Here is a 23,985-nt window from a genome sequence, read left to right as displayed (position 1 = left end):
AATGGAAGCTAAGTCAACAAATCTGTCGACGTAATTGTTGACAATAATTGGATACGATGTCAGCGTGAGATGGAATGAGCACGAAAGTACCCCCGAAAGCGCTCCCGACAGCGCCGATGTAACATGGCAGGGCCACCGTCCCAGCCATAAGGCGCCGGCGCTTCGGGTGTATGATGGTGACATCGGCGCCTCCGACCATGTGGTTGGGGAAGGGCTTGGCAGCGAGCCGTCCATCCGCTGCGGAATGCGGTCCGAAGGAGAAAGAATGGATTTCGATTTCGCCGAGCTGCCCGAGATGGACCGCTACCGGCTGCTCACCAATTTTGTCGGGCCTCGTCCCATCGCTCTCGTCACCACCATCGACGAGCATGGCTGCAACAATGCCGCGCCGATGAGCTTCTTCAACGTCTTCTCGCATGAGCCGCCACTGCTCATCCTCGGCATGCAGACCCGCCCCGACGGCACCGCCAAGGATACGGTCGCCAACATCCGTCGCTCCGGTGAGTTCGTCGTCCACATGGTCGACATGGCGATTGCCAACGAGATGATCGTCACCGGCATCAACTTCCCCGCCGACGTCGACGAGATCGAGCTTGCCGGCATGACCAGCACGCCGTCGAAAAAGATCGCTGCCCCGCGTATTGTGGAATCACCCTGCGCCATGGAGTGCCGGGTGTCGCAGATCCTCGATTATGGCCGCCGCACCATCGTCATTGGCGAGGTCGTGCAGATGTATGTCCGCGATGACTGCCTCGACGAGCGCGGCCGCTATGTCCGGCCTGAAATCTACCAGCCGATCGCGCGTCTCCATGCAGACAACTACATAGTGGCCGCCGACCAGTTCGTGCTCAAGCGCCCGGCCGAGCTTTTTCCTCATGAGGAAGCGGCAGCCAGTGCCGCCCCAAAGTCAGAAAAGGTCAACGGCTGAAGCTAGCGCAATTCCAGGAAAAGTGTGCAGCGGTTTTCCGTCCGGAATTGCGCAAAAACAAGAAGATAGAGAGGTTCCGCGATTCGAAGAAAAGCGGAAGCGCCCTATCGACTGTGTCGGCCTAGCCGCTCCACCGCAAGGCGTAAGCCCCCGACGACCTTGCACGGAAAGGGCGCTCGTTTCGGGCGCCTTTTCTGTTTGGCGCGTGTCAGTCCTCCGCCGCCGCGCCGATGTTCTTGCTCAGCACGCTCAGCACGCGTGTTGCGCATTCGATGTCGGCGTCATCGACGCCCGTCAGCACCAGGCTGCGCAGTTCGGCCACGTCGGCGAACATGCTGTCGGCCTCGCGCCGTGCCGTCGGCGTCAGGAATATGCGCTTGGTGCGGCGGTCGCCATCGGTGGTGCAGCGCACCACCAGCCCCTTCTTCTCCAGCCCGTCGATGAGGCCGACCAGAGAGGGCTGCTCGATCTGCATCTGCTCGGCCAGGTCGGCCTGCGTCTTGCCCTCGCATTTGGCGATCTGCATCATCAGCCGGGCGCGCGCCAGCGTCAGCCCGCGCTCCTTCACCCGGGCGTCGAACATCGTCCTGAGCTTGCGGTTGACCTTCAGCAATTCGTCGAAAAAGGCGCTCTTCAGCTCGGCGCTGCTCATCTCGTCCCCCGATTTTGTTCTTTTGGTTATCATTAGATAGCTACGTAATTCGCTGCAATATCTCCGGCAAGAACCCTCCTCCTAGTCCCTTCGGACGAGGTCGCCGCCTTCATCCCAAGTGGTAATGTCCGTTCTCGCCGGATGGAGCGGCACAGCCAGCGACGGAGGAGGGGACATGGTCCTGCGCAATCTGGCAAAGCTCGACCTCAACCTGCTGCATGTCTTCGAAGCCGTCTACGGCGAGGCGAGCATCACCCGTGCTGCCGAGACGCTCAACGTTACCCAGCCCGCCGTCTCCAACAGCCTCGCGCGTTTGCGCGACATTTTCGGCGACCAGCTTTTCGTCCGCGCCCGGCAAGGCATCGCGCCGACGCCGCTTGCCGAAACGCTGATCAGCCCCGTCCGCGAAGCGCTCACCGCGCTCGACCGCACGCTCGCACGGCATGAGCGCTTCGACCCGCTCGCCTCCGAGCGCATCGTCTCCTTCAGCATGAGCGACTATGCCGAGGCGGTCGTGCTGGCGCCGTTTGTCGGCGAGTTGAACCGGCTGGGCTCGAGGCTGACGGTGCGCAACCGCTTCCTTGCCGAGCGTGACCTGTTTCCCGGCCTGGCCTCGGGCGAGATCGACTTCGCCGTCGAGTCGCATCCGCTGGCCGAGGATGGTTTCGGCCAACGCCTGCTGTTCAGTGACGAATTCGTCTGTGTCATGCGCCGGGGCCATCCGGCGGCGACCGAACCCTTCACCATCGAGCGCTACATGGCGCTCAGCCACCTGCACATCTCCAATCGCCCGCGCTTTGCCAATCTGGTCGACGGCGCGCTGGCCCGGATGAAGTTGAAGCGGCAGGTGGCGGTGCATCTCGAACATTGCCTGGCCGCTGCCGCCATCCTGTCGCGCAGCGACCTCTGCCTCACCATTCCGACCTCCTTCGTCCGGCACTTCCTGCCCGAAGATGATTTCGTTGCGCTGCCCCGGCCTTTCCGCATGCCGCCGCTTCAGACCTGGCTCTACTGGCACCCGGCCTCTGAAGGCAGCCCGGCGCATGATTGGGTTCGCGGCGTGCTCGACGAGTGTTTCCCGCCGCCGGAGCGGGCGCAGGATCACTCAGGCTGATGTCGGTCATTCGGATTGGCAATTTGCCCGGGCAAACACCGCCGACCTATAACTTGAGCCAACAGCTGAGATCGAAAACCTGTCGCTGGGGCGATGGCCGCGAGGCTGTCGCCGGGAGGATGGCGCATGCGTGCTGCGGCAAGCATCGAGGAGATTGTTGAGCGTGGGCTTTGCACCGGCTGCGGCGCTTGCGCGAGCCTGCTCGGAGGCGACGCCCTGCGCATGGATATGTCGCCTGAAGGTTTCATGCGGCCGCGGGGCCAGCGCCCGCTCGACAAGACAGAGCAGCAGCTGGTGCTGCAGGTCTGCGCCGGGCGTGCGCAGCAGGGTGCTTCACCTCCCGAGGCCAAGCCGCACCGCATTTTCGGCGCGATGCTGCATCTCGCCAAGGGCCATGCGACCGACAAGGAGATTCGCTTCAGGAGCGCCACCGGCGGCGTGCTCACCGCGCTCGCGGTCTATCTGGTCGAAAGCGGCGAGGTCGACGGCGTGTTGCAGACCGGCGTCGCAAGCGACAACCCGCTGCACAACGTACCGAGGTTCAACACCACGCGCGAGCAGATCGTTGCCTCTTCGGGCTCCCGCTACGGGCCGTCGGCGCCGCTGAAGGACATCGCAGCGCTGCTCGACAGCGGCCGCCGCTTCGCCTTCGTCGGCAAGCCCTGCGACGTCGCCACCTTGCGCAACCTGGCGCTTGTCGATCCGCGCGTCGACCTGCAGATCCCCTACATGCTGGCGATGGTCTGCGGCGGCAATCCCAGCATTGCCGCCACCTACAACATCGTCAGGCGCTTCGGCGAGGATCACCGCGATGTCGAGGAGTTTCGCTATCGCGGCCATGGCTGGCCGGGGCCGACCTACCTGCGCACGCGACAGGGCAGGGAACATAGCCAGAGCTATGACGAGACCTGGTTCTCGAACCTCACCTATGAGCTGATGTTCCGCTGCAAGATCTGCGCCGACGGCACAGGCGAGCACGCCGACGTCGTCGCCGGCGACTGCTGGGTCATGGAGGATGGCAAGCCGAGCCATCGCGAGGCCGGCGACGGCTGGAACATGCACATCGCCCGCACCGAACGCGGCCGGCAACTGATCGAGGATGCGGTCGTCGCCGGCTACATTCATGAGGAGGCGTTCTCCGTTGCCGAGCTTGAGGCCATGCATGACGACCACGGCACCAAGAAGCGCTCGGTGCTGTGGCGGATCGCCGGTCTCGCTTTGACCGGCCAGCCTTTTCCTGATCATGGCGCGCTGCGCGTGGTGCAATCAGGCCTTGCCGCCGACTGGCGCGAACGTTGGGCTGCCTTTCGCGGCACGCTCGCCCGCTCGCTCAAGCGACGCAACCGCGAGAGCCCGATCACCTCGGGGACCTTTGTCCCCGACACTCCGGTTATCTCGGGGACCTTTGTCCCCGACACCAAGACAAGCTGACGACAATCACCAAGGAGGAAACAATGTCTGTCGATCATTTGCGCGCCAAGCTCTCGGGTTCCGGCCCGGCCCTGTTCTTCCCCGACCCCGAAGTGCCGGCGATCTTCAACTTCGACCAAGGACTGGCAGCGCCCGAGACCTTCCCGACCGAGGACCTCGTCCGTCTCGCCCGCAAGGCGCTCGACGAGCATGGCGCCAAGGTGCTCGATTATTTCGACCCGGCCACCGGCTATGAGGAGCTGGTCTTCGGCTTCAAGGGCCTGCGCAAGGAGATCGCTGACCGCATCGAGCGCACCCAGGGCAAGCAGCTCGGCACGCTTGGCGTCATCCTGACCTCGGGGTCGGTGCAGGGCATCGCCCTTGCCGCCAATGGCTACGTCAATCCGGGCGACGTCGTCGTCGCCGAGGCGGCGTCCTTCCCCTATGCGTTGCGCTTCATGCAGATGGCCGGCGGCGACCTGCGCACAGTGCCGGTCGACGACCACGGCATGGACATCGACAAGCTCGAAGCCTTGCTGAAAAAAGTCAAAGCCGAGGGCAAGAAGGTCAAGGTCGTCTACACCATCCCGACCTTCCAGACGCCAACCTGCACCGAGATGTCGGTGCCGCGCCGCAAGCAACTGCTCAAGCTCGCCAGCGAACATGACTTTCTCATCATCGAGGACAATGTCTATGGCGACCTGCGTTTCGCCGGCGAGGAGTTGCCGACGCTGCTCAGCCTCGACACCGACGAGCGCGTCATCCAGTGCGGCAGCTTCTCCAAGATCGTCGCTCCCGCACTGCGGCTCGGCTGGATCGCCGGCCCGGCCGCGGCCATCGAACCCATCGCCGCCGTGCGCCAGGATCTCGGCGTCGGTCAGTGGCATGCCCGCGTCATGACCTCCTATATCTCGGAAGGCCTGCTCGACGAGCATATCGCCGAGGTCAACAAGGTTTACAAAAGCAAGGCCGAGACGGCAGCGCGCGCCGTGCGCGACCATTGCGGCAACTACGTCACCTTCCGCATGCCGCAGGGCTCGTTCTATCTCTGGCTCGAAATCGACGAGCGCGTCGACTGGCAGCGCGCCGCCGAGCTTTCGGCGAGGGAAGGCATCTTCTTCCGCCCCGGCGAACGTTTCATGGGCGAAAGCGACGGCCGCCAGTTCCTGCGCCTTGCCTACAGCCATGTCAGCGAAGACATCATCGAGCGCGGCATCAAGAAGCTCGGCGAGATCCTCAGCGCTTGCGCCCGGGTTCCGGCATGACGCTTTCTGTTCGCACGATCGCGGGGGGATTTGTCTATCCCGAATGCCCCCGCTGGCATGACGGCCAGTTGTGGTTCGCCGACCAGCATGACGGCCTCGTCCACGTCCTGGATGCCGCCGGAATCAGGTGCGACAGCTTCGCCGTTCCCGGCGGCCCATCCGGTATGGGCTGGCTGCCGGACGGCGACCTGCTCGTCGTCTCGATGAACGGCCGCAAGCTGTTCCGACGGCTTGGCGACCGCAAACTCGTGCTTCATGCCGATCTCGCCGCCGTCCACCCGTTCCATTCCAACGACATGGTCGTCGACGGTGAAGGCCGCGCCTATGTCGGCAACATCGGCTTCGACTTCTACGCCGGCCAGCCGCCGGCGCCGACGGTGCTGGCCGCTGTCGCGCCGGATGGCTCCATCAGTGTTGCCGCGGACGGCCTGATGTGCCCCAACGGTGCGGTGATTTCACCTGACGGTCGCACGCTCGTCATCGCCGAGTCTATGGCCGCCCGTCTCACCGCCTTCGACATGTCAGCCGACGGCAGCCTGTCCAACCGCCGGCTGTTCGCTGCGATCGACGGCCATGTGCCCGACGGCATCTGCCTCGACGCCGAGGGGCACATCTGGGCTGCATCGCCTTACGAAAAGATGGTGCTGCGCATCAGTCCGGCTGGCGAGATCGTTGAGCGGGTCGTCATCCCTGATGCCAACCCCTATGCCTGCATGCTCGGTGGGGCCGACGGTCGCGACCTCTACATCTGTATTGCCCCGCACCACGACCCTGAGATGACGGTGAAGCTGAGGGGAGGGCGCATCGATGTCGTCCGCGCGCCAGCATCGGGAGCCGGACGGCCATGAACAATGTTGAACGTTTCAATCCACCCGGCATGGCCTTCCCCGGCATGAGCCAGGCCGTCGGCTGCGGCGACTTCGTGCTGGTCTCCGGGCAGGTGGCGCTGAAGGACAAGCAGATCATCGCGGTCGGCGACCCCACCGGGCAGACCGAGCAGGTGTTCCGCAACATCGAGGCTGTGCTGGCCGAGGCGGGGCTGACGCTCGCCCATGTCGTCTCGCTGCGCTGCTACCTGACCAGTGCCGAAGCCTACCAGGCCTATGCCGTGGTCAAGAACCGCATCTTCACCGACAATCCGCCGGCCGCCTCCGCCATGGTCGTCACCGCGCTCGTCCTGCCCGAGATCATGGTCGAGGTCGAGGCGGTCGCCTGGCGCCACGCGCTTGCCAAAGCTGTCGAGGTGTAGAACCTAGCCGGACCTGAAACTGGCCGAGTCGGGTCCGCCCGGCCGGCCGCGCTTGTGGAGGCCCGGTCTTGTCGATCAAAATGTACGGCATCAAGAACTGCGACACGATCAAGAAGGCCCGGACCTGGCTCGAAGGTCACGGCGTCGCCTACGACTTCCATGATTACAAGGCCGCGGGCATCGACCGCAAAAGCCTGGAAAGCTGGGTCAAGGAGTTCGGCTGGGAAACGGTGCTCAACCGCGCCGGCACCACCTTCAAGAAGCTGCCCGACACTGAGAAGGAAAGCCTCGACGCCGACAAGGCGATCGCCCTGATGCTCGCTCAACCCTCGATGATCAAGCGCCCGATGCTCGACCTCGGCAACCGCCGCCTCGTTGGTTTCAAGCCGGAGGCCTACGAGGCCGCATTCCCTGGATAACGGCGCCTGGCGCGGCCTCGCTCAGCCGGCCCGTGTGCCGAACCGCGCCATGGTTGTCGCCACCTCTTCGCGCAGCCATGTCGTGAAATCGCGCACCTTGCGGCCCGGGCGGTCCATTTTAGAGCTGACCAGATAATAGCCGAGCCCGCTGGCAACCGTGATGCCGAAGGGGGCTACCAGTCGCCCGTCGGCCAGCGCGTCGGCCGACAGCAGCTGCCAGGCCAGCGCCACGCCCTGTCCGCCCACCGCCGCGTCGATGCCGAGGATCGGGTCGGTGAAGGACGGTCCCGCGCGCTGCACCGGGAATGGTTTTTCGAGCCCCGCCGCCTCGAACCAGCGCTCCCAGCTGATCATCGTGCTCTCGTCGGCGATGACCGGCAGATGCGCGAGATCGGCCGGCTTGCCGAGTTTCGCGGCAAGCGCCGGCGCGCAGACCGGAAACACCTCCTGCGCCAGCAACAGCTCAGCCCGCACGCCGGGCCACGTGCCGTCGCCCATGCGGATCGCCAGGTCGACGTCGGAATGGTCGAGATCGACCAGCCCGGTCGAGGCGTCGATCCTGAGCTTGATTTCGGGATGGCGCTGGTTGAAGCGGTTGAGCCGCGGCACCAGGAAGCGCGAGGCGAATGCGGGTGCCACCGACACCACCAGCACGTTGCTTGCCGTCTCGTCGGCCAGCGCCACGGCGCGCGCCAGTTCCTGAAAGCCGGTCGTCAGCCGCGCACAAAACTCCGCTCCGAAGGCCGTCAGCGCCAGTCCCGTGCCGGTGCGTTGGAAGATGGCGCGGCCCAGTTGCGCCTCGGTACGGCCGATCTGCTGGCTGACCGCGCTGGCCGACACACCGAGTTCCTCTGCCGCCTTGACCAGCGAGCCGCAGCGCGCGACGCTCTCCACCGCGCGGAGCCCGTTCAGATGAACGCGATTGAGTGCCTGACTTGAGATTTTCTAAACTCCGCCTGCGGCAATCTTGATTGAAGAGTGAGCGTTTGTAGCGAAAATAGTGCGAAAGGATCAACGCTTTCAGGAGAAGTCAGATGAAGATTTTCTCAAGCCTCGCCACCCTGCTGCAAGGCCAGCACGATATCAATCGCATCGACAGCGAGCGTTTCCTTGCCTGGCTGCGCGATCCGCTCTCCCATCCCGACATCGCCCGCATGGATGAGCGCGAGCTCGCCGACCTGCCGCTCGGCCGCGGTTTCCGCCCTGCGCTGCCAGTGCCCGGCGAGTGCCGCGTCTAGAGTAGGAACAGGGCGTGGCCGAGTACGCCGAGCGCGGCCGCGCCAAGGGTCAGCACGCTGAGCCCGAACCCCACCGCCCGCTGCCACTGCGCCGCCTCGGCATGGCTGAAATGCCAGGCATGCAGCGTGCGGCCGACGGGGAAGCCGGCACCCAGCAGATGGATCGCCAGGACGGGCGCGCCGAGCGCTGCCGCAAATCCCAGCAGCACCAGCATCACGGGGATGTTCTCGATGGCGTTGGCATGGCCGCGCATCGTACGGCGGAGATGCGCCACCCCGCCGTCGCCGATCACCACCATGTGCCTGCGCCGCACCAGCGCGGTTGCCATGGTCAGCCACAGCAATATCTGCGCGTTCAGGCCCGCATAGAGGCCGGCTGCGGCAAGGGCTGACTGGTTCATACGCTCCCCGAACTGTCTAGATGACCAAACTGTAATATTCCGGTGCGGAAAATCGCCACGATCCGGCTCGCATTGCAACAGGTGGTCGCCGCAGGGGATTCCCTTGTGCCACGAAGTGTGACTTCATGCGGCCAACAGGCAATGCCCCCGTCTCCGAAAGGAACCCGGAACCGTGTTCATATCGTTCTTCCCGCAGCCGAAGCTGTTCTTCACCTCGGCTGCGGCCTGGAGCCTGGTGCTTGTGCTGTTCTGGTTCTTCGGCGGGGCGCAGCTGGGCGCCGTATTCGGCCTGCCTCCGGCGGCGCCGGGCACGCCACCCATCATCGGCATCACGGTGTTCCTGTCGGCACCGTTCATCTGGTTCTACATCTACTATGTCGCCGGCGTCCTGCTCTTTTATGCCTTCTGGCGCTGGTATTCGCCCCATCCCTGGCAGCAATGGTCGATCCTCGTCACCTCGGTCATCCTGTTCCTGATCTACTTCAACGTTCAGGTCAGCGTCGCCGTGAACAACTGGTACGGCCCGTTCTTCGATTACGTCCAGGGCCTGATGGGCGGCACCACCAACTCGACCAATGCCGAGTTCTATGCCGGCGCGGCCAGCTTTGCATGGCTGGCGCTGATCGGCATGAACGTTTCGGTCGTCAACGCCTATGTCGTGCAGCACTGGATCTTCCGCTGGCGCACCGCCATGAACGACTATTTCATGCAGAACTGGAGCAAGCTGCGCCACATCGAAGGCGCCTCGCAGCGTATTCAGGAAGACACCATGCGTTTCGCCCAGATCATGGAAGACCTGGGGTCCAGCTTCGTTGCGTCGATCATGACGCTGATCGCCTTCCTGCCTGTTCTGATCGAGTTGCAGAAGCACATCACCGAGCTGCCGATCATCGGCGCTGTCCCGCAGCCGCTCATCCTCGCCGCGATCGGCTGGTGTTTGCTCGGCACGCTGTCGGTCATGCTCGCCGGTGTGAAGCTGCCTGGCCTGCAATTCCGCAACCAGCGCGTCGAGGCTGCCTACCGCAAGGAGCTTGTCTATGGCGAGGACCATGCCGACCGTGCCCAGCCGGCGACCACCACCGAGCTTTTCACCAATGTGCGCAAGAACTACTTCCGGCTCTACGCCCACTACATCTACTTCAACGTCGTCCGCTACACCTACCTGCAGGCCGACAACATCTTCTCCTTCATCATCCTCGGGCCGTCGATCGTCGCGCACAAGATCACATTGGGCCCGATGAACCAGATCTCGAATGCCTTCGGCCGCGTGACCGGATCGCTGCAGTTCCTGCTCAATTCCTGGTCGACGATCGTCGAGCTGCAGTCCGTGCACAAGCGCCTGCGCGCTTTCGAGGCGACGCTGTCGGGTGAAGCGCTGCCCGATATCGACCAGCGTTATCTCGATCGGAAGAAGACAGGGGCCGAGCCGGAGAGTGAGCCGGCCTGAGCGAAGAAGGCCGGCTTTCGGGGTGCGATCTGCTGCCGGCACGGACTGGGTCGAGGGACAGGGCAAGATGCTGAGGGTGCGAGTTCTGCACCCTCTCGTTGCCATGCCGTGACGCTGACGACACCCGGACGGTGCAGGATTTGTCCCTCATTAAAGGCGAGCCGTGAGGGGCGGCGTGGGGACATCTCATCCCAAGACGACAATCTTACCCGCCCGCCTGCACCGGCGCCGTGTCCTTCCGCATCCCGACATAGTCGGCATAGCTGATGCACTCGACATCCGCCTTCACGCACACCTCGCCGGCGAAGCGCTCCAGCGCGCGCCAGTAGGCGCCGTCGTTCATCAGCGTGAAGTGAAACCCGATCTGCAGCGGAACGCGCCCGCCCGCATATTGGCCGTCGAAGGCCCGGCGGAACGCGTCATAGGCGCGGCTTTCGTATTTTGCCGCTTCAGCGGGCTTGTCGACGCCGCCGGAGTGACGGACGAACAGATTGTAATCCATCGCGATGATGCGACGCTCCGAGGGCCCTTCGGGAATCTGCGGCAGGGCAAAGTCGAGCATCGTTCCGTCGAGCCTGGGTTCTTCCGGTCCGCGCGATACGCCGCTGGCATTGTAGGCAAAACCCTTGTCGCGCAGCGCCGCCGTCAGCCACTTGCTGTCGGAGAGGTAAGGCGCGCGAAACCCTTTCACCGATGCGGCGATCCTGGCCCAGCCCTCCGGCTCGGGTGAGATGCCGTTGATCTTGTAGGCATTGCGCATGATGGTCGAAAAGGCGTCGAACTCCTTTGTCCATTCAGCCTTGCTCCACTTGCCGCCGTCGAAATGGCCGCAGGCGTGGCTGGCGATGTCGTGACCCTCTGATGCGGCGAGGTTGATCTGCCCGAGGCGGTCGACGACCTCCTGTCTGGTCATGGCGAAGCCGACATTCGACTTGCCGGCCGATCGCCCCGGCGCCTGGTAATTGCTGCGCGTTTCGCGCGACAACAGGAACACGCAGGACAGGAAATAGGTGAAGCGCGCGCCCGTCCGCGCCGCCAGCTCCCGGCTGCGCTGCCATTGCGCCAGATCATGCGCGCCATCGAACGAGATCAGCACGATCTGCGGCTTCTTGACGTCCTCGACCTTCGGCGTCGGCCCGGCCATCGCTGATGACGCGAGCAGGGACGCGGATACGAGGGCACAGGCTTGGAGCGCTTTGGTCATGTCGGACTTCGATGCGATTTCGGGAGGCTTGTTCGGTATCGGGGCGAGATCAGCCGGTAGGGCCGAAATGTGGCACGGATGCGTCCCGTAGCCTATGCGTCCATTTGGGCTACACGGTCATGAGGCTGCTTGGCTTTGTGTTGCCATGCCGTCATCACTGCTCAACTTCCGCCTCACCATCCTTCGCACCCCCCTCTGCCCTGCCGGGCATCTCCCCCGCAAGGAGGGAGATTAGTCTCGTCGCCGCCTCGCCCAATCGCCATCACTGCCGTACTTCCCTTGCAACGCCGCAGAATGTGCACCGCCAGCGGAGCGACTAATCTCCCTCCTTGTGGGGGAGATGGCCGGCAGGCCAGAGGGGGGTGCGAAGGAGCATGACGTCAAAGGTTGACTTCGTAAGGCACGACCGGCTCTCACTGCACGCGGAACCCGTAGGAACCGAATTTCCGCCCCGCCCCCTTCCATGGCGGCGAAATTCCGTTAAAACGCAGGCTCAAACGGCCCCGAGGGGCAGAGGTGATTGGATAGCATGTCGGACGACAGTTTCTTTCGTGAAGTGAACGAGGAAATTCGCCAGGATAAGGCGAAGGCCCTGTGGGACCGCTATGGCCCCGCAGCCATCGTCATCGCCGTGCTGATCGTCATCGGCACCGGCCTGTTCGTGGCCTGGGAATACTGGGTCGAGACCAAGGCCAACAGCTCCGGCGACCGCTTTTCGCAGGCGCTGACGCTCGCCAATTCCGGCAAGGCCGACGAGGCGCTTGCCGCATTCGATGCGCTCGAAAAGGACGGCTACGGCGCCTATCCACTGCTCGCCCGCATGCGTGCCGCCACCGTCCAGGCCAACAAGGGGGACTTCAAGGCGGCCATTGCCGGCTTCGACGAAGTGGCTGCCGACAGCTCGATCCCCAATGTCATTCGTGATGTCGCCCGCCTGCGCGCGGCACTGCTGCTCGTCGACAACGGCAGCTATGCCGATGTCTCCGGCCGCGTCGAAGCGCTGACCAACGACACCAACCCGCTGCGCCATTCGGCCCGCGAGGCGCTCGGCCTTGCCGCCTGGAAGGAAGGCAAGCTCGCCGACGCGCTCAAGCTGTTCGAGCAGATTTCCTCCGACGAAGGCGCGCCGCGCAATGCGCGTCAGCGCTCCAACCTCCTGGCCGAACTGATCCGCGGTTCCGGCAACGCGTCGTGATGCGGGCCCGATGGCTTTCAAGATCGCGATAATCGGCCGGCCCAACGTCGGCAAATCCACCCTTTTCAACCGCCTGGTTGGAAAGAAGATCGCCCTTGTCGACGACACGCCCGGCGTGACGCGCGACCGCCGTGTGCATGCGGCCAAGCTCTACGATCTCGTCTTCGACGTCATCGACACGGCCGGCTTCGAGGATGCGGGTGCGGCAACCCTCCAGGGCCGCATGCGGGCGCAGACCGAGATCGCCATCAAGGAAGCCGATCTCATCTTCTTCATGGTCGACGCAAAGGCGGGTCTCACGCCAGACGACCGTACCTTCGTTGAGATCGTGCGCCGTTCCGGCAAGCCGGTGGTGCTCGTCGCCAACAAATCCGAGGCGCGCGGTGCCCAGGGCGGCGCGCTCGAAGCGTGGGAGCTCGGCATCGGCGAACCGGTGCAGATCTCGGCCGAGCATGGTCTTGGCATGCCCGACCTGCGCGACGCCGTCGTCGAAGCCCTCGGCAAGGACGTCGTTTTCGCCGATGACGAGGACGAGACCGGCGACGTCGCCGAAAGCGACGTGCTGATCGGCGAGGACATCGCCGATCCTGACGCCGAGGAGGCGCCCGCCTATGACGAGACCAAGCCGCTGCGCATCGCCGTCGTCGGCCGGCCCAATGCCGGCAAGTCTACGCTGATCAATGCGCTGATCGGCGAGGAACGCCTGCTCACCGGGCCCGAGGCCGGCATCACCCGCGATTCGATCTCGGTCGACTGGGACTGGCAGGGTCGCAGCATCAAGATGTTCGATACGGCCGGCATGCGCCGCAAGGCCAAGGTCCAGGAAAAGCTCGAGAAGCTGTCGGTGCAGGACGGCCTACGCGCCATCCGCTTTGCCGAGATCGTCATCATCGTGCTCGATGCGACGATTCCGTTCGAGAAGCAGGACCTGCAGATCGCCGACCTGATCATCCGCGAGGGCAGGGCGCCGGTCATCGCCTTCAACAAGTGGGATCTCATCGACAACCCGCAGGAAACGCTGGCCGAGCTGCGCGAGAAGACCGAGCGGCTGTTGCCGCAGGCGCGTGGCCTGCAGGCAGTGCCGATGTCGGCGGAAACAGGCCGCGGGCTGGAAAAGCTGATGGACGCGGTGATGAAGACGCACCGGGTCTGGAACAGCCGTGTCTCGACCGGCAAGCTCAACCGCTGGCTCGAGGGCATCCTCGCCCATCATCCGCCGCCCGCCGTCGCCGGCCGCCGGCTCAAGATCAAGTACATCACCCAGGCAAAGACCCGGCCGCCTGGCTTCGTCCTGTCCTGCTCGCGCCCCGACGTGATGCCGCAGTCCTATGTACGCTATCTGGTCAACAACCTGCGCGACGCCTTCAACATGCCCGGCGTGCCGATCCGCATGGCGCTGCGCGCTTCTGACAACCCGTTCGCCGGGCGGGCCAAGAAAAAGAAATGAAACATCGAAGGGCTCGCGCAAGCGGGCCCTTTTTGCATTGCGCCCGCCCCTTGTTGCATTGCGCCAAGGTTGCGCCCGTTAACGCTCCATCAAGGTTAATGCATCATTTTCCTCTCCAGTAGGGTGTGTTGCGTCCTGGAGAGTTTCCGTGCATCGAGGTGTTGTGAAGCGGCGGTTTGCTGCTGCCCGCGAGGGAAGACGTTCGTTCCTGGCGCCGGCCGTCATCGGCCTGGGCATCTGGCTCGGCTTTCCCACCGTTGCCGCCTATCAGGACATGACCAGCCTCGTCTCCGGCCTTGAGAACAAGGACACGCGCTGGGGCGCTTATGTCGAGAAAGCTGCCGCCGGCTCGGTCCATGCCGCTGAAATGCCGTTCGTCGACGGCATCATCACCGGTCCGATCTCGGGCTCGGGCGTCAAGATCGCCGGTGTCGGCACCGTCGCGTTTCGCGGCAAGAAGTTCGGGTCGTCCGACCTGCCTGACGAGGACCGCATCGTCCGCGTCGACAAGAAGGCCCGCATCGTCAACATCTCAAGGGTCAGTCCGCCGAAGAACTTCACCGCCGGCTCGGTGTTCGAGCGCACCAGTTCGCTTCTGCGCCCCGCCCTCGACAGCGGCCTCAAGCTGACCTTCGCCAAGCCCGCGATCAAGGGCAAGGAAGTCCAGATCGCCGGCTCCTTCCACGTCAAGGAAACCGAAAAGCGCGCGACGCACGGCGTGCCGGCCATGTTGGCCTCGCTGGTCAACAACGACAAGGCCGACATCCTGGCGACAGCTTACGCACCGGCCGCGCCCGACTATGCCAAGGCCTCGCCCTTCGAGGCGCTGCTGCGCGACGACGACGAGGCCGGCGGCCGCTTCATCCCGCCGATGGGCAAGGGCGACCACTGGTGGCTGGCCAATCCGCTGCCGGCAGGCGTCTTCTCCAAGGCCGAGCAGGCCTGCCTCGCCAACGGCATCTACTTCGAGGCGCGCGGAGAATCGGTGCGCGGCCAGGCAGCGGTCGCCCAGGTCATCCTCAACCGCGTCCGCAACCCGGCCTATCCAGGCACCATCTGCGGCGTCGTTTATCAGAATGACGGCTGGTTCAACCGCTGCCAGTTCTCGTTTGCCTGCGACGGCATCAAGGACCGCGTCACCAGTCCCTCGCACTACAAGACCGCGCAGGACGTCGCCATGGCGGTGACCGCCGGAAAGATCTTCATCTCGGAAGTCGGCTCCTCGACCCACTACTACGCCAACTACGTCAATCCCGGCTGGGCGCGCGGCATGAAGAAGATGACCAAGATCGGCCTGCATATCTTCTACCGCACCTATGGCGGCGGCTGGAGCTGATCGCTTCCGGCCGGGCTCATGGAGTCGGCCAGTCGCCGGATAACACGCGGATTCGGCGGGCGATCACCGAGCGGAGCCACGGGCAGGATGTCGCACTTCGACAACTAGCTGATTTTCCTATATAAAATACTTAGTTAGATGGGCCTCCCCGTGGCTTGACGGGCAGGGGCCCTCTAACTATGTTGCCGGCGACTTTGAAGCGGACGAACGGATACGCTCGGACCGGGTGGGAGTTTGCAATGGCCAAGCCTTCGGGCCCAGGCGGAAATGGAAACTCCCGGCCTGAAAATCGAGCCGAGAACGATCACCGCGACGACGAACTCGAGCGCCGTCGGCAACAGCTTGAAGCAACGCTTGCGACAAGACGCCAGACTGCCCGCGAGGGGGAAAAGAGTACAGGGTCGAATGGTGTGACCGGCTACGGCCAGGCACTCAAGCTGTCCAGCGAGTTCATCGCCGGGATCGCGGTTGGTGTCGGTCTGGGGTGGATCATCGATCGGATGGCAGGCACGTCGCCATGGGGCTTGATCGTGTTTCTGCTGCTCGGCTTCGGCGCCGGTGTGCTCAATGTCCTGCGTTCGGCAGGAATGGTTACTGAGGCCGGTATCAGGTCGCCCGACAAGACGTCGGACGAACCGGAAAAGAAATAGCAGCGCCGCAAGGCGCAATTTAGGCGAAGGGGGGCCAGCGTGGCCAACGATCCAATTCATCAGTTTCAGATCTCGAAATTGATTCCGATCGAGATCGGCGGCCTCGACTTCTCCTTTACCAACTCGTCCGCCTTCATGGTTGCCACCGTGATCGCCGCCAGCGCCTTCCTGTTCCTGACGACGTCGAGCCGCGGCCTGGTGCCGAGCCGCCTGCAGTCGGTTTCGGAGATGTCTTACGAATTTGTCGCCTCGATGCTACGAGACGCGGCGGGTTCCCAGGGCATGCGTTTCTTCCCGTTGGTGTTTTCGCTGTTCATGTTCGTGCTCGTCGCCAACCTGATCGGCCTGTTCCCTTACTTCTTCACCGTCACCAGCCATCTCATCGTCACCTTCGCGCTGGCGCTGCTGGTCATCGGTACGGTCATCGTCTACGGCTTCATGAAGCACGGTTTCGGCTTCCTGAAACTCTTCGTCCCGCACGGTGTGCCTGGCATCCTGGTGCCGCTAGTCGTCCTGATCGAAGTGATCTCGTTCCTGTCGCGTCCGATCAGCCTTTCGGTTCGTCTGTTCGCCAACATGCTGGCCGGCCACATCACGCTCAAGGTTTTCGCTGGTTTCGTCACTTCGCTCAGCGCATTCGGTGCTGTCGGCGTCGTCGGCTCGATCCTGCCGCTGTTCATGACGGTCGCGATCACCGGCCTGGAAGTCCTGGTCGCGTTCCTGCAGGCCTATGTGTTTGCGGTGCTGACCTGCATGTACCTCAACGACGCCCTGCACCCGGGCCACTAATTCGACGGCGGCTGCCGCCGTCTTGGATACCGCAACTAAATTTCGATCCACAAGGAGTTGGACAATGGAAGTTGAAGCAGCAAAGGCAATCGGCGCAGGCATCGCTTGTCTCGGCATGGGCGGCGCAGGCATCGGCCTGGGCACCATTTTCGGTAACTACCTGTCGGGCGCCCTGCGCAACCCGTCGGCAGCTGACGGCCAGTTCGGCCGCCTGATCTTCGGCTTCGCCGTTACCGAAGCTCTGGGCATCTTCTCGCTCCTCGTCGCTCTGCTCCTGCTCTTCGCATAAGAGCCGCGCAAGCGAGTTGACCGGCCGCGTGTTGCGGCCGGTGGGATGACAGGGGATAGAGATGTTTGTCACGCCGGGTTACGCCGAGGAAGTCGCACCTGCGGCCGGGGAAGCTCATTCTACCGACGCCACCACTGCGCACACCGAAACGGGTGCGGAGCATGGCGGTGGTGGGTTGTTTCCGCCTTTCGATACGTCGAACTATCCGTCGCAGCTGCTCTGGCTCGCGATCACCTTCGGCCTGTTCTATCTCTTCCTGAAGAACGTCGTGCTGCCGCGTGTCGGCGGCATCCTCGAGGTGCGCCGCGATCGCATCGCCGGGGATCTCGACCAGGCTGCCCGGATGAAGTCCGAGGCGGATGCAGCGGTTGCCGCATACGAGCAGGAGCTTGCCGAGGCCAAGGCCAGGGCAAACGCCATCGGCCAGGAAGCACGCGACGAGGCCAAGGCGGAAGCCGAAGCCAAGCGCAAGGAAGTCGAAGCCGGGCTCGACCAGAAGCTGACCGCTGCGGAAGCACGCATCGCTACCATCAAGGCCAATGCCATGAAGGAAGTGGGCACCATCGCCGAGGACACCGCTGCCGCGATCGTCCAGGCACTGGGCGCAGGCAAGGTCGACAAGGCTGACATCGCCGCCGCCGTCAAGGCAGCGAGCAAGTAGGAGAGGGGCCATGGACGCAACATTCTGGGCCACAGTCGCTCTCGTCATCTTCGTTGGCGTCGTCCTGTACCTGAAGGTGCCGGGCATGCTTTCGAAGTCGCTCGACGAGCGCGCCGAACGCATCCGCGCCGAACTCGAAGACGCACGCAAGCTTCGTGAAGAAGCCCAGCAGCTGCTCGCCGAGTACCAGCGCAAGCGCAAGGAAGCCGAGAAGGAGGCCGCCGACATCGTCGATCTGGCCAAGCGCGAAGCTGGCCTTCTCGCCGAAGAAGCGCACAAGAAGACCGAAGAGTACGTTGCTCGCCGGACCGCCCTTGCCGAGCTCAAGATCGGCCAGGCCGAACGCGACGCCGTCAACGAAGTTCGCGCCAACGCTGTCGACCTCGCGGTCGAGGCAGCTCGCCAGATCTTCGCCGGCAAGGCCGACGCCAAGACCAACGCCGACCTGTTCAAGGGCTCGGTTCAGGAACTGAAGGCCAAGCTCAACTAAGTCGAGCAGCCAGGCAGATTTAAAAAAGCCGCTGGGATTTCCGGCGGCTTTTTTGTTTTCAGGGCAGCCAAGGGCGACCGTCTGTCGTTTGGCAGGAGCCGCTCCGCTGTGGCTTGCGCCTCGCTGCAGCCGCTGCTAGCCGGATCACATGACCCAGATCGTCGAAATCGGCAAATCCCGGATACTCCGTTTCAGCCAGATCGGTGCGGTGCTGCGCGCACCTGCCGACGCCAATGACTTCATCAGCGAGGCATGGTCGAATGAAGCTGATGTCCTCGCCATCCCCGTGGAAAGGCTTGGCCCGGATTTTCTCAAGCTCAGCACCGGCGTTGCCGGCGAGGTGTTTCAGAAATTTGTGAATTATGGCCTCGGCTGCGCGATCGTCGGCGACATCACGCAGGCGCTGGAAGGCAGTGGCGCGCTGCGTGACTTCGTGCGCGAGACCAACAAGGGCAAGTCGATCTGGTTCGTTCAGGATTTCGCCGAGCTTGACGTCAGGCTCGGGACTTCGCCGCGTGAGAGCCGGCAAGGCTAGGGCTCACAGCCTTGCTGTCAGGGTTATTCCCTGAATGGGGCGAAGGAGACGCGGTGGATGCGCAGCGCCGCGCCATGCTCGACGATGGCGGCGCGATGGCGCTGGGTCGCATAACCCATATGGACTTCGAAACCGTAGCGGTTGTCGTTCGAGCCGCAGACCGACATCATGCGGTCGCGCGTCACCTTGGCAACTATCGAGGCGGCGGCGATGGATTGCGAGCGCTGGTCGCCTTTGACCAGAGCGCGGCATGTGCAGGCGAGACCGGGCGGTACGTCGCGGCCGTCGGCCAGCGCCGACTTCGCCGCTACCGGCAGGCCGGCAATGGCGCGGCGCATCGCTTCCAGGCTCGCCTTGCGGATATCGCTGCGGTCGATGCTGTCGGCCGAAACCGACGCCACGGCGACGCCCAAGGCCTTGCACAGCACCTCGTCGAACAGCGCGTCGCGCTGGGCGGCTGTAAGGCGCTTGGAATCGTCCAACCCCGATGGAATGTTGCCGGGGTCGAGCACCACGGCGGCAGCGACAACCGGGCCGGCGAGGGGGCCGCGTCCGGCTTCGTCGAGGCCGGCGCATGGCCACAGGCCGCCAGATATCGCCTTGGTTTCGAAGGCGAAGTCGGGCTTGTCGATGAATTCGAAGAGGGGCGGAGAATCGGAGCGCGGGCGAGCCATGGTGCGGCGATGCTCGCATCGGCCCCGATCCTCCGCAAGTCCTTCCCGGCCGATTAGGGCGGCGGTCCGGGAAGGCACCGTCAACTGGCCACGGGGAACGGCCGGACGGGATCTCTTGCACGGGCGGACGACGATGCCCGCCCAAATGTTCAAAGCAGCGTCAGTTGCAACTGGTCCTTGGGGCCGGCCTCGAACAGGTCGGTCCGGAGCGGTGTGCGCACCGAGTTGAGGCCGAGGCGCTGGGCCGCGATCTCGAAGCGGCGGCCGATCTGCCAGGCATAGGGACCTTTGCCCTTCATGCGCTTGCCCCACTCCGAATCGTAGTCCTTGCCGTCGCGCATCGAGCGGATCAAGGACAGCACGTGGCGGTAGCTGTCGGGATAGTGGCGCAGCAGCCAGTCCTTGAAGATCGGGCTGACCTCCAGCGGCAGGCGCAGGATGACGTAGCCGGCGCTCGTCGCACCGGCGGCCTTGGCCGAATCGAGGATGCGCTCGATCTCCTGGTCGGTAAGGCCGGGGATGATCGGCGCCACCATCACCGAGACCGGAATGCCGGCATCGGAGAGCTGCCTGATAGCTTCTAGCCGCTTGGTCGGCGTTGCTGCCCGCGGCTCCATGGTGCGCGCCAGCATGCGGTCGAGCGTCGTCACCGACAGCGCCACCTTGGCCAGGCCTTTTTCGGCCATGCGGCTGAGGATATCGATGTCGCGTGTGACCATTGCCGACTTGGTGACGATGCCGACAGGATGGTTGCGCGCCTCCAGCACCTCGAGCACCTCGCGCATGATGCGCCAGTGCTTCTCGATCGGCTGATAGGGATCGGTGTTGGTGCCGATGGCGATGGTGCGCGGCTGGTAACCGTCCTTCGACAGTTCGCGGTCGAGCAGCCGCGCCGCATCCGGCTTGGCAAACAGCTTGGATTCGAAATCGAGCCCGGCCGACAGGCCCATATAGCTGTGGGTGGGGCGGGCGAAACAGTAGACGCAACCATGCTCGCAACCACGATAGGGATTGATCGAGCGGTCGAATGAGATGTCGGGCGACTCGTTGCGGGTGATGATGGTGCGCGGCTTCTCGACCTGGACCTCGGTCTTGAACGGCGGCAGCTCCTCGATTGTGCTCCAGCCGTCGTCGAAGACATGGCGGCTGACCGGCTCGTAGCGCCCCGACGGGTTGACGCCGGCACCGCGGCCGCGTCGGCGCTCATGGTTGATGCGCAGGCCGCTTTCCTCGATCATGGCATTGGCCATTCCGGCTCCACCACCCTTGAAAGCGGCAATATCGGCCCGTGCGATGGGTTCCATTTCGCTATCTCCCCGAGGGAAAGAGGCCGCCCGTCGATTCGTTCGGCATGAAACTATTCCTATTTTGGAAAAGAGAACAAAGCAAGAACTTTGTTCTCTGGGCCGCGAGGCTGGCGCTTCGGCCGGCTTTCCGATATGCGGCTGGATATGCTGAGCGTTCTGATCGAGACCAGGGACGACGAGGAGGGGCTCGCCCGCACGCTGGCGGCGCTGGTCGGCGGCGCCGTCGAGGGTGTCGTGCGCGAGGTGATCGTCTGTGACCTCGGCTCCACCGACCAGACCCATTATGTCGCCGAACATGCCGGCTGCGCCTATCTCGCCAAGGGCGGCATCCAGGCAGGCATCGCGCAGGCCAGGAGCGACTGGCTGCTGCTGCTCGAGCCGGGCGCGCGGCTGGCCGAAGGCTGGACCGAGGATGCTGTTCGCCACATGAGCCGGCTGACCATGGCGGCGCGCTTCACCCGGTCGCGGGCGAGCAACCGTCCGTTCTGGGAACGGGTGACGTCGCGGCCGCGCGCTCTGGAGCAGGGGCTGGTCATCACCAGGAAGCAGGCAGCTGTTCTGGGTCGCAACGGGGCGGACGCCGAAGGCATCGCGCGCGGACTTGCCATGAAGACGCTGGATGCCGAAATCGTCGTCGCGCCGCGCTAGGGCAATTTTAGCAGCGACATTTCGTCGGAAATTGCGAAAGACGCCCTGGCTTCAGGCTGACTTGGTGCCGCCACGCCTGAGGTGCTCGTCGAGCCGCGGCATGATCTCGACGAAATTGCACGGCATGTGGCGGTAATCGAGCTGCGCCTTGAGAATGCCGTCCCAGGCGTCGCGGCACGCCCCAGGTGACCCCGGCAGCACGAAGACGAAGGTGGCGTTGAGCACGCCGCCGGTGGCACGCGACTGGATCGTCGACGTGCCGATCTTGTCGTAGGAAATGCGGTGGAACACCTCCGAGAAGCCGTCCATGCGCTTTTCGAAGATCGGCTCCAGCGCGTCCGGCGTGACGTCGCGGCCGGTGAAGCCGGTACCGCCGGTGGTGATGATCACGTCGATTTCGGCATCGAGCGACCAGGCGGTGACGCGGTCGCGGATCTTGTCCTTATCGTCGGTGACGATGTCGCGCGCCTTGAGCACGTGCCCGGCTTCGGTGATGCGGTCGGCTAGCGTCTGGCCTGACTTGTCCTCGGCCAGCGTGCGGGTGTCGGAGACGGTCAGCACCGCGATGCGGACGGGAACGAAGGGGCGGGGCTCGCTGGCCATTGTGTTGGGCTCCTAGGTCCGGGTCGTTGTGGCGGCGCTGAACCAGCCGGGACGCTCTGCCGAGATCGCCGTCGCCGCGTGCGCGGCGGCAGCATTGCTGTCGAAGATGCCGAAACAGGTGGCACCCGATCCCGACATGCGGGCGAAGGCGGCACCCGAATTGCGAAGGGTGGTCAGCACCGCGACAATCGAGGGTTCGATCGACATTGCTGCAGGCTCGAGGTCGTTGCGGCTGGTTGCCAGCCAGTCGAGCACGGTATCGGCGCTGTCGAGCGGCGCGAGCGGGGGATTTTCACGTGAGGCCATCGCCCGGAAGACGCTCGGTGTCGCCACCGCGATGCCGGGATTGACCAGCACCATCGGTAGCGAAGGAAAATGCCTGACCGGGGCGAGCTGCTCGCCGATACCGCGGGCGATCAGCGGATGCCCTGCCAGGCACATCGGCAGGTCGGCGCCAAGCGGCAAGGCGAGGCGGGCAAGGGTTGCGGCATCGGCCGGCAGGCGCCAAAGGCGGCTCAGGGCGCGCAACGCGGCAGCCGCGTCGCTCGAACCGCCGCCGATGCCCGAGGCGACCGGCAGGTTCTTTTCGAGCGCCATGGCGACCGGCTGGGTGGTGTGATGGGGAAAGGCAGCGCGCAGCGCGTCCCGGGCCTTGAGCACGAGGTTGCCGCCATCGACCGGCACATCGGCGGCAAAGCGGCCGTTGACGACGAAACCGTCCTCTGTTGCCGCCGCAACGGTGATGCGGTCACCAAGCTCGGCAAAGACGACAAGGCTTTCGAGCAGATGATAGCCGTCATCGCGCCGGCCGGTGACATGCAGCGCCAGATTGATCTTGGCCGGGGCGAGTTCGGCGAGCGGAACGCTGTTGAAGGTCACGGGCGGGGCGTCAGTCTTTCTCGAGCCGGTACTCGCCGGTTTCGGGATCCTTGACCAGTGTCCCGTTGGCGCCGGTCTGGCGCTGCTTCTCGTTGCGCCGCACCTTGGCAGTCACCCGTTCGGCCTCTTTGATGAAGGAGCGGTAGCCGATATAGGCGACCACGCCGACAAGCGCGAAAAAGATGAGCTGCGGCATTTCATTCTCCTCCCTTCGGTGCCGTTTCCGGCCGGCCGGGGCTGTCCCCACATGATAATCCGCCGTTTCGGCTTTTTCAAAGGCCGAACCGGCTCCACAATGCGCGTTCTTCCGCCGCATCCACCAGGCCGGTGGCAACCGCACCGGCTGCTTCAGGCGTGAAGCCGAGGGATGAGCCGAGGCCGAGCCTGCGGCCGAACAGGCCGCGCGGTGCTGTGATCAGCTTAAGCTCGGCCTTGGGGCCATAGCGGTCCTTGAGCACGGTGCGCATGTCGCCGAGCGCGTCGACGAGGCCGAGTTCGAGGCCCTTCTTGCCCGACCAGAACAGGCCGGTAAACAGGTCCGGGTCGTCCTTGAGCTTGCCGCGGCGGCGCTCCTTGACCATCTCGATGAAGGTCTCGTGCACTTCGAGCTGCAGCTTCTTCAGCCGCTCGACGTCTTCGGCCTTTTCCGGCTGGAACGGATCGAGCGTCGCCTTGTTGGCGCCGGCGGTGTAGACGCGGCGCTCGACGCCGATCTTCTTGATCAGGTCGGTGAAGCCGAACGAGGCCGATACCACGCCGATCGAGCCGACGATGGAGGACGGGTCGGCGAAGATCTCGTCGCCGGCAATGGCGATCATGTAGCCGCCCGATGCGGCGACGTCCTCGACGAAGACCAGCACCTTCTTGTTCTTCTCGGCGGCAAGGTCGCGGATGCGCTTGAAGATCAGGCGCGACTGTACCGGCGAACCGCCCGGCGAATTGATCGAGATGGCAACGGCGGGCGCGCTGGAAATCGAGAAGGCCTTTTCGATCAGCCCGGCTGTGCTTGCCAGTGAAAGCGTCGGCCGGAACTGGCTGCCGCCCGACATGATCGCGCCTTGCAGCCTGATGACGGGGATGACGATCTCGCCGCCTCGCATAGATCTCGGCAGCAGGCGGCGGAACAGGTTCTTCACGTAATCTCTCCGGTCTCTG

29 protein-coding genes are annotated in these 23,985 nt (G+C 64.2%); 19 read left to right on the top strand and 10 right to left on the bottom strand.

Annotated features, from left to right (window positions below):
* Window positions 1-265: 265 nt before the first annotated feature.
* The gene (locus tag N7E70_RS24390; RefSeq protein WP_263007897.1) at window positions 266-928 is read left to right on the top strand and encodes a flavin reductase family protein; all 663 of its coding nucleotides are present in this window, start codon (window positions 266-268) and stop codon (window positions 926-928) included.
* 208 nt (window positions 929-1,136) lie between these two features.
* Here the strand turns inward: N7E70_RS24390 and N7E70_RS24385 are convergent, their stop codons facing one another.
* Entirely contained in the window at window positions 1,137-1,580 is a 444-nt protein-coding gene (locus tag N7E70_RS24385) for a MarR family winged helix-turn-helix transcriptional regulator (RefSeq protein WP_263007896.1), read from the bottom strand.
* A 175-nt stretch (window positions 1,581-1,755) separates the two neighbouring features.
* Here N7E70_RS24385 and N7E70_RS24380 point away from each other — a divergent pair, with 175 nt between their 5' ends.
* The 6 genes from N7E70_RS24380 to N7E70_RS24355 all read left to right on the top strand — a co-directional run bounded on the left by N7E70_RS24380 (window position 1,756) and on the right by N7E70_RS24355 (window position 7,037).
* Window positions 1,756-2,694, top strand: a complete 939-nt coding sequence (locus N7E70_RS24380; protein ID WP_263007895.1) for a LysR family transcriptional regulator — start codon at window positions 1,756-1,758, stop codon at window positions 2,692-2,694.
* 126 nt (window positions 2,695-2,820) lie between these two features.
* Window positions 2,821-4,125: a Coenzyme F420 hydrogenase/dehydrogenase, beta subunit C-terminal domain gene (locus N7E70_RS24375; RefSeq protein ID WP_263007894.1), complete on the top strand. Its 1,305-nt coding sequence runs from the start codon at window positions 2,821-2,823 to the stop codon at window positions 4,123-4,125.
* Window positions 4,126-4,148: 23 nt separating this feature from the next.
* The gene (locus tag N7E70_RS24370; protein WP_263007893.1) at window positions 4,149-5,369 is read left to right on the top strand and encodes an aminotransferase-like domain-containing protein; all 1,221 of its coding nucleotides are present in this window, start codon (window positions 4,149-4,151) and stop codon (window positions 5,367-5,369) included.
* The gene (locus N7E70_RS24365; RefSeq protein WP_263007892.1) at window positions 5,366-6,217 is read left to right on the top strand and encodes an SMP-30/gluconolactonase/LRE family protein; all 852 of its coding nucleotides are present in this window, start codon (window positions 5,366-5,368) and stop codon (window positions 6,215-6,217) included. The genes N7E70_RS24370 and N7E70_RS24365 overlap by 4 nt, the downstream gene beginning before the upstream one ends.
* Complete coding sequence (locus N7E70_RS24360; RefSeq protein WP_263007891.1) at window positions 6,214-6,618, top strand: RidA family protein; 405 nt, start codon at window positions 6,214-6,216, stop codon at window positions 6,616-6,618. Before N7E70_RS24365 ends, N7E70_RS24360 begins: the two co-directional genes overlap by 4 nt.
* A gap of 68 nt (window positions 6,619-6,686) precedes the next feature.
* Window positions 6,687-7,037 carry an ArsC family reductase gene (locus N7E70_RS24355; RefSeq protein WP_263007890.1) on the top strand — a complete coding sequence of 117 codons (351 nt, stop codon included), beginning with the start codon at window positions 6,687-6,689 and terminating at the stop codon, window positions 7,035-7,037.
* A 21-nt stretch (window positions 7,038-7,058) separates the two neighbouring features.
* On the opposite strand, the gene N7E70_RS24350 is transcribed toward N7E70_RS24355, so the two are convergent.
* A complete protein-coding gene (locus N7E70_RS24350; protein ID WP_269441426.1) occupies window positions 7,059-7,931 on the bottom strand; it encodes a LysR substrate-binding domain-containing protein in 873 nt (290 codons plus the stop codon).
* A gap of 140 nt (window positions 7,932-8,071) precedes the next feature.
* Here N7E70_RS24350 and N7E70_RS24345 point away from each other — a divergent pair, with 140 nt between their 5' ends.
* Window positions 8,072-8,275: a hypothetical protein gene (locus N7E70_RS24345; RefSeq protein WP_263007889.1), complete on the top strand. Its 204-nt coding sequence runs from the start codon at window positions 8,072-8,074 to the stop codon at window positions 8,273-8,275.
* On the opposite strand, the gene N7E70_RS24340 is transcribed toward N7E70_RS24345, so the two are convergent.
* The gene (locus tag N7E70_RS24340; protein ID WP_263007888.1) at window positions 8,272-8,676 is read right to left on the bottom strand and encodes an MAPEG family protein; all 405 of its coding nucleotides are present in this window, start codon (window positions 8,674-8,676) and stop codon (window positions 8,272-8,274) included. The two genes, N7E70_RS24345 and N7E70_RS24340, sit on opposite strands and share 4 nt — an antisense overlap.
* A 172-nt stretch (window positions 8,677-8,848) precedes the next feature.
* On the opposite strand from N7E70_RS24340, the gene sbmA reads away from it, so the two are divergent.
* Window positions 8,849-10,123 (top strand): peptide antibiotic transporter SbmA, encoded by a 1,275-nt coding sequence (gene sbmA, locus N7E70_RS24335; RefSeq protein WP_263007887.1) that lies wholly within the window; start codon window positions 8,849-8,851, stop codon window positions 10,121-10,123.
* A 205-nt stretch (window positions 10,124-10,328) separates the two neighbouring features.
* Here the strand turns inward: sbmA and N7E70_RS24330 are convergent, their stop codons facing one another.
* On the bottom strand, window positions 10,329-11,327 hold the full coding sequence (locus N7E70_RS24330) for a polysaccharide deacetylase (RefSeq protein WP_269441425.1): 999 nt from the start codon (window positions 11,325-11,327) through the stop codon (window positions 10,329-10,331).
* A 529-nt stretch (window positions 11,328-11,856) separates the two neighbouring features.
* Between N7E70_RS24330 and N7E70_RS24325 the strand changes: the two genes are divergently transcribed.
* The 9 genes from N7E70_RS24325 to N7E70_RS24285 all read left to right on the top strand — a co-directional run bounded on the left by N7E70_RS24325 (window position 11,857) and on the right by N7E70_RS24285 (window position 18,719).
* Window positions 11,857-12,522: a tetratricopeptide repeat protein gene (locus tag N7E70_RS24325; RefSeq protein ID WP_263007884.1), complete on the top strand. Its 666-nt coding sequence runs from the start codon at window positions 11,857-11,859 to the stop codon at window positions 12,520-12,522.
* Between the two features lie 10 nt (window positions 12,523-12,532).
* Complete coding sequence (gene der, locus N7E70_RS24320; protein WP_263007883.1) at window positions 12,533-13,969, top strand: ribosome biogenesis GTPase Der; 1,437 nt, start codon at window positions 12,533-12,535, stop codon at window positions 13,967-13,969.
* A 148-nt stretch (window positions 13,970-14,117) separates the two neighbouring features.
* Window positions 14,118-15,305 carry a cell wall hydrolase gene (locus N7E70_RS24315; protein ID WP_263007882.1) on the top strand — a complete coding sequence of 396 codons (1,188 nt, stop codon included), beginning with the start codon at window positions 14,118-14,120 and terminating at the stop codon, window positions 15,303-15,305.
* Between the two features lie 239 nt (window positions 15,306-15,544).
* Window positions 15,545-15,955, top strand: a complete 411-nt coding sequence (locus N7E70_RS24310; protein WP_182575430.1) for an AtpZ/AtpI family protein — start codon at window positions 15,545-15,547, stop codon at window positions 15,953-15,955.
* Between the two features lie 39 nt (window positions 15,956-15,994).
* Window positions 15,995-16,744 (top strand): F0F1 ATP synthase subunit A, encoded by a 750-nt coding sequence (locus N7E70_RS24305; protein ID WP_192318108.1) that lies wholly within the window; start codon window positions 15,995-15,997, stop codon window positions 16,742-16,744.
* Window positions 16,745-16,808: 64 nt separating this feature from the next.
* Window positions 16,809-17,033, top strand: coding sequence for a F0F1 ATP synthase subunit C (locus N7E70_RS24300; protein WP_182575428.1), 225 nt, complete (start codon window positions 16,809-16,811; stop codon window positions 17,031-17,033).
* A gap of 61 nt (window positions 17,034-17,094) precedes the next feature.
* On the top strand, window positions 17,095-17,694 hold the full coding sequence (locus N7E70_RS24295; RefSeq protein WP_067964671.1) for a F0F1 ATP synthase subunit B: 600 nt from the start codon (window positions 17,095-17,097) through the stop codon (window positions 17,692-17,694).
* A gap of 10 nt (window positions 17,695-17,704) precedes the next feature.
* A complete protein-coding gene (locus tag N7E70_RS24290) occupies window positions 17,705-18,184 on the top strand; it encodes a F0F1 ATP synthase subunit B (RefSeq protein WP_182575427.1) in 480 nt (159 codons plus the stop codon).
* Between the two features lie 148 nt (window positions 18,185-18,332).
* The gene (locus tag N7E70_RS24285) at window positions 18,333-18,719 is read left to right on the top strand and encodes a DUF4180 domain-containing protein (RefSeq protein ID WP_263007881.1); all 387 of its coding nucleotides are present in this window, start codon (window positions 18,333-18,335) and stop codon (window positions 18,717-18,719) included.
* Between the two features lie 23 nt (window positions 18,720-18,742).
* Here the strand turns inward: N7E70_RS24285 and N7E70_RS24280 are convergent, their stop codons facing one another.
* The gene (locus tag N7E70_RS24280; protein ID WP_263007880.1) at window positions 18,743-19,393 is read right to left on the bottom strand and encodes a ribonuclease HII; all 651 of its coding nucleotides are present in this window, start codon (window positions 19,391-19,393) and stop codon (window positions 18,743-18,745) included.
* Between the two features lie 149 nt (window positions 19,394-19,542).
* Window positions 19,543-20,697 (bottom strand): PA0069 family radical SAM protein, encoded by a 1,155-nt coding sequence (locus N7E70_RS24275; RefSeq protein WP_067964664.1) that lies wholly within the window; start codon window positions 20,695-20,697, stop codon window positions 19,543-19,545.
* Window positions 20,698-20,844: 147 nt separating this feature from the next.
* Between N7E70_RS24275 and N7E70_RS24270 the strand changes: the two genes are divergently transcribed.
* Complete coding sequence (locus N7E70_RS24270) at window positions 20,845-21,348, top strand: glycosyltransferase (RefSeq protein ID WP_067966971.1); 504 nt, start codon at window positions 20,845-20,847, stop codon at window positions 21,346-21,348.
* A gap of 51 nt (window positions 21,349-21,399) precedes the next feature.
* Here N7E70_RS24270 and moaB read toward each other — a convergent pair whose 3' ends face one another.
* The 4 genes from moaB to N7E70_RS24250 all read right to left on the bottom strand — a co-directional run bounded on the left by moaB (window position 21,400) and on the right by N7E70_RS24250 (window position 23,966).
* Window positions 21,400-21,951, bottom strand: a complete 552-nt coding sequence (gene moaB / locus N7E70_RS24265) for a molybdenum cofactor biosynthesis protein B (protein ID WP_263007879.1) — start codon at window positions 21,949-21,951, stop codon at window positions 21,400-21,402.
* Between the two features lie 12 nt (window positions 21,952-21,963).
* A complete protein-coding gene (locus N7E70_RS24260) occupies window positions 21,964-22,830 on the bottom strand; it encodes a 4-(cytidine 5'-diphospho)-2-C-methyl-D-erythritol kinase (protein WP_263007878.1) in 867 nt (288 codons plus the stop codon).
* A 10-nt stretch (window positions 22,831-22,840) separates the two neighbouring features.
* On the bottom strand, window positions 22,841-23,026 hold the full coding sequence (locus N7E70_RS24255; protein ID WP_067964658.1) for an NfeD family protein: 186 nt from the start codon (window positions 23,024-23,026) through the stop codon (window positions 22,841-22,843).
* A gap of 76 nt (window positions 23,027-23,102) precedes the next feature.
* Window positions 23,103-23,966: a S49 family peptidase gene (locus N7E70_RS24250; RefSeq protein ID WP_182575241.1), complete on the bottom strand. Its 864-nt coding sequence runs from the start codon at window positions 23,964-23,966 to the stop codon at window positions 23,103-23,105.
* Window positions 23,967-23,985: the final 19 nt, after the last annotated feature.

The organism is Aminobacter sp. NyZ550 (assembly GCF_025628925.2).
In the GTDB taxonomy this organism is placed as follows: domain Bacteria; phylum Pseudomonadota; class Alphaproteobacteria; order Rhizobiales; family Rhizobiaceae; genus Aminobacter; species Aminobacter ciceronei.
This window is presented reverse-complemented; position numbering and strand designations above follow the sequence as displayed.

Bases quoted from the DNA above. Each gene is read 5' to 3' on its own strand.
- N7E70_RS24390 (WP_263007897.1), top strand. From the start codon at position 266: ATGGATTTCGATTTCGCCGAGCTGCCCGAGATGGACCGCTACCGGCTG.
- N7E70_RS24385 (WP_263007896.1), bottom strand. From the start codon at position 1,580: ATGAGCAGCGCCGAGCTGAAGAGCGCCTTTTTCGACGAATTGCTGAAG.
- N7E70_RS24380 (WP_263007895.1), top strand. From the start codon at position 1,756: ATGGTCCTGCGCAATCTGGCAAAGCTCGACCTCAACCTGCTGCATGTC.
- N7E70_RS24375 (WP_263007894.1), top strand. From the start codon at position 2,821: ATGCGTGCTGCGGCAAGCATCGAGGAGATTGTTGAGCGTGGGCTTTGC.
- N7E70_RS24370 (WP_263007893.1), top strand. From the start codon at position 4,149: ATGTCTGTCGATCATTTGCGCGCCAAGCTCTCGGGTTCCGGCCCGGCC.
- N7E70_RS24365 (WP_263007892.1), top strand. From the start codon at position 5,366: ATGACGCTTTCTGTTCGCACGATCGCGGGGGGATTTGTCTATCCCGAA.
- N7E70_RS24360 (WP_263007891.1), top strand. From the start codon at position 6,214: ATGAACAATGTTGAACGTTTCAATCCACCCGGCATGGCCTTCCCCGGC.
- N7E70_RS24345 (WP_263007889.1), top strand. From the start codon at position 8,072: ATGAAGATTTTCTCAAGCCTCGCCACCCTGCTGCAAGGCCAGCACGAT.
- N7E70_RS24340 (WP_263007888.1), bottom strand. From the start codon at position 8,676: ATGAACCAGTCAGCCCTTGCCGCAGCCGGCCTCTATGCGGGCCTGAAC.
- N7E70_RS24330 (WP_269441425.1), bottom strand. From the start codon at position 11,327: ATGACCAAAGCGCTCCAAGCCTGTGCCCTCGTATCCGCGTCCCTGCTC.
- N7E70_RS24325 (WP_263007884.1), top strand. From the start codon at position 11,857: ATGTCGGACGACAGTTTCTTTCGTGAAGTGAACGAGGAAATTCGCCAG.
- der (WP_263007883.1), top strand. From the start codon at position 12,533: ATGGCTTTCAAGATCGCGATAATCGGCCGGCCCAACGTCGGCAAATCC.
- N7E70_RS24310 (WP_182575430.1), top strand. From the start codon at position 15,545: ATGGCCAAGCCTTCGGGCCCAGGCGGAAATGGAAACTCCCGGCCTGAA.
- N7E70_RS24300 (WP_182575428.1), top strand. From the start codon at position 16,809: ATGGAAGTTGAAGCAGCAAAGGCAATCGGCGCAGGCATCGCTTGTCTC.
- N7E70_RS24295 (WP_067964671.1), top strand. From the start codon at position 17,095: ATGTTTGTCACGCCGGGTTACGCCGAGGAAGTCGCACCTGCGGCCGGG.
- N7E70_RS24290 (WP_182575427.1), top strand. From the start codon at position 17,705: ATGGACGCAACATTCTGGGCCACAGTCGCTCTCGTCATCTTCGTTGGC.
- N7E70_RS24285 (WP_263007881.1), top strand. From the start codon at position 18,333: ATGACCCAGATCGTCGAAATCGGCAAATCCCGGATACTCCGTTTCAGC.
- N7E70_RS24280 (WP_263007880.1), bottom strand. From the start codon at position 19,393: ATGGCTCGCCCGCGCTCCGATTCTCCGCCCCTCTTCGAATTCATCGAC.
- N7E70_RS24275 (WP_067964664.1), bottom strand. From the start codon at position 20,697: ATGGAACCCATCGCACGGGCCGATATTGCCGCTTTCAAGGGTGGTGGA.
- N7E70_RS24270 (WP_067966971.1), top strand. From the start codon at position 20,845: ATGCTGAGCGTTCTGATCGAGACCAGGGACGACGAGGAGGGGCTCGCC.
- moaB (WP_263007879.1), bottom strand. From the start codon at position 21,951: ATGGCCAGCGAGCCCCGCCCCTTCGTTCCCGTCCGCATCGCGGTGCTG.
- N7E70_RS24255 (WP_067964658.1), bottom strand. From the start codon at position 23,026: ATGCCGCAGCTCATCTTTTTCGCGCTTGTCGGCGTGGTCGCCTATATC.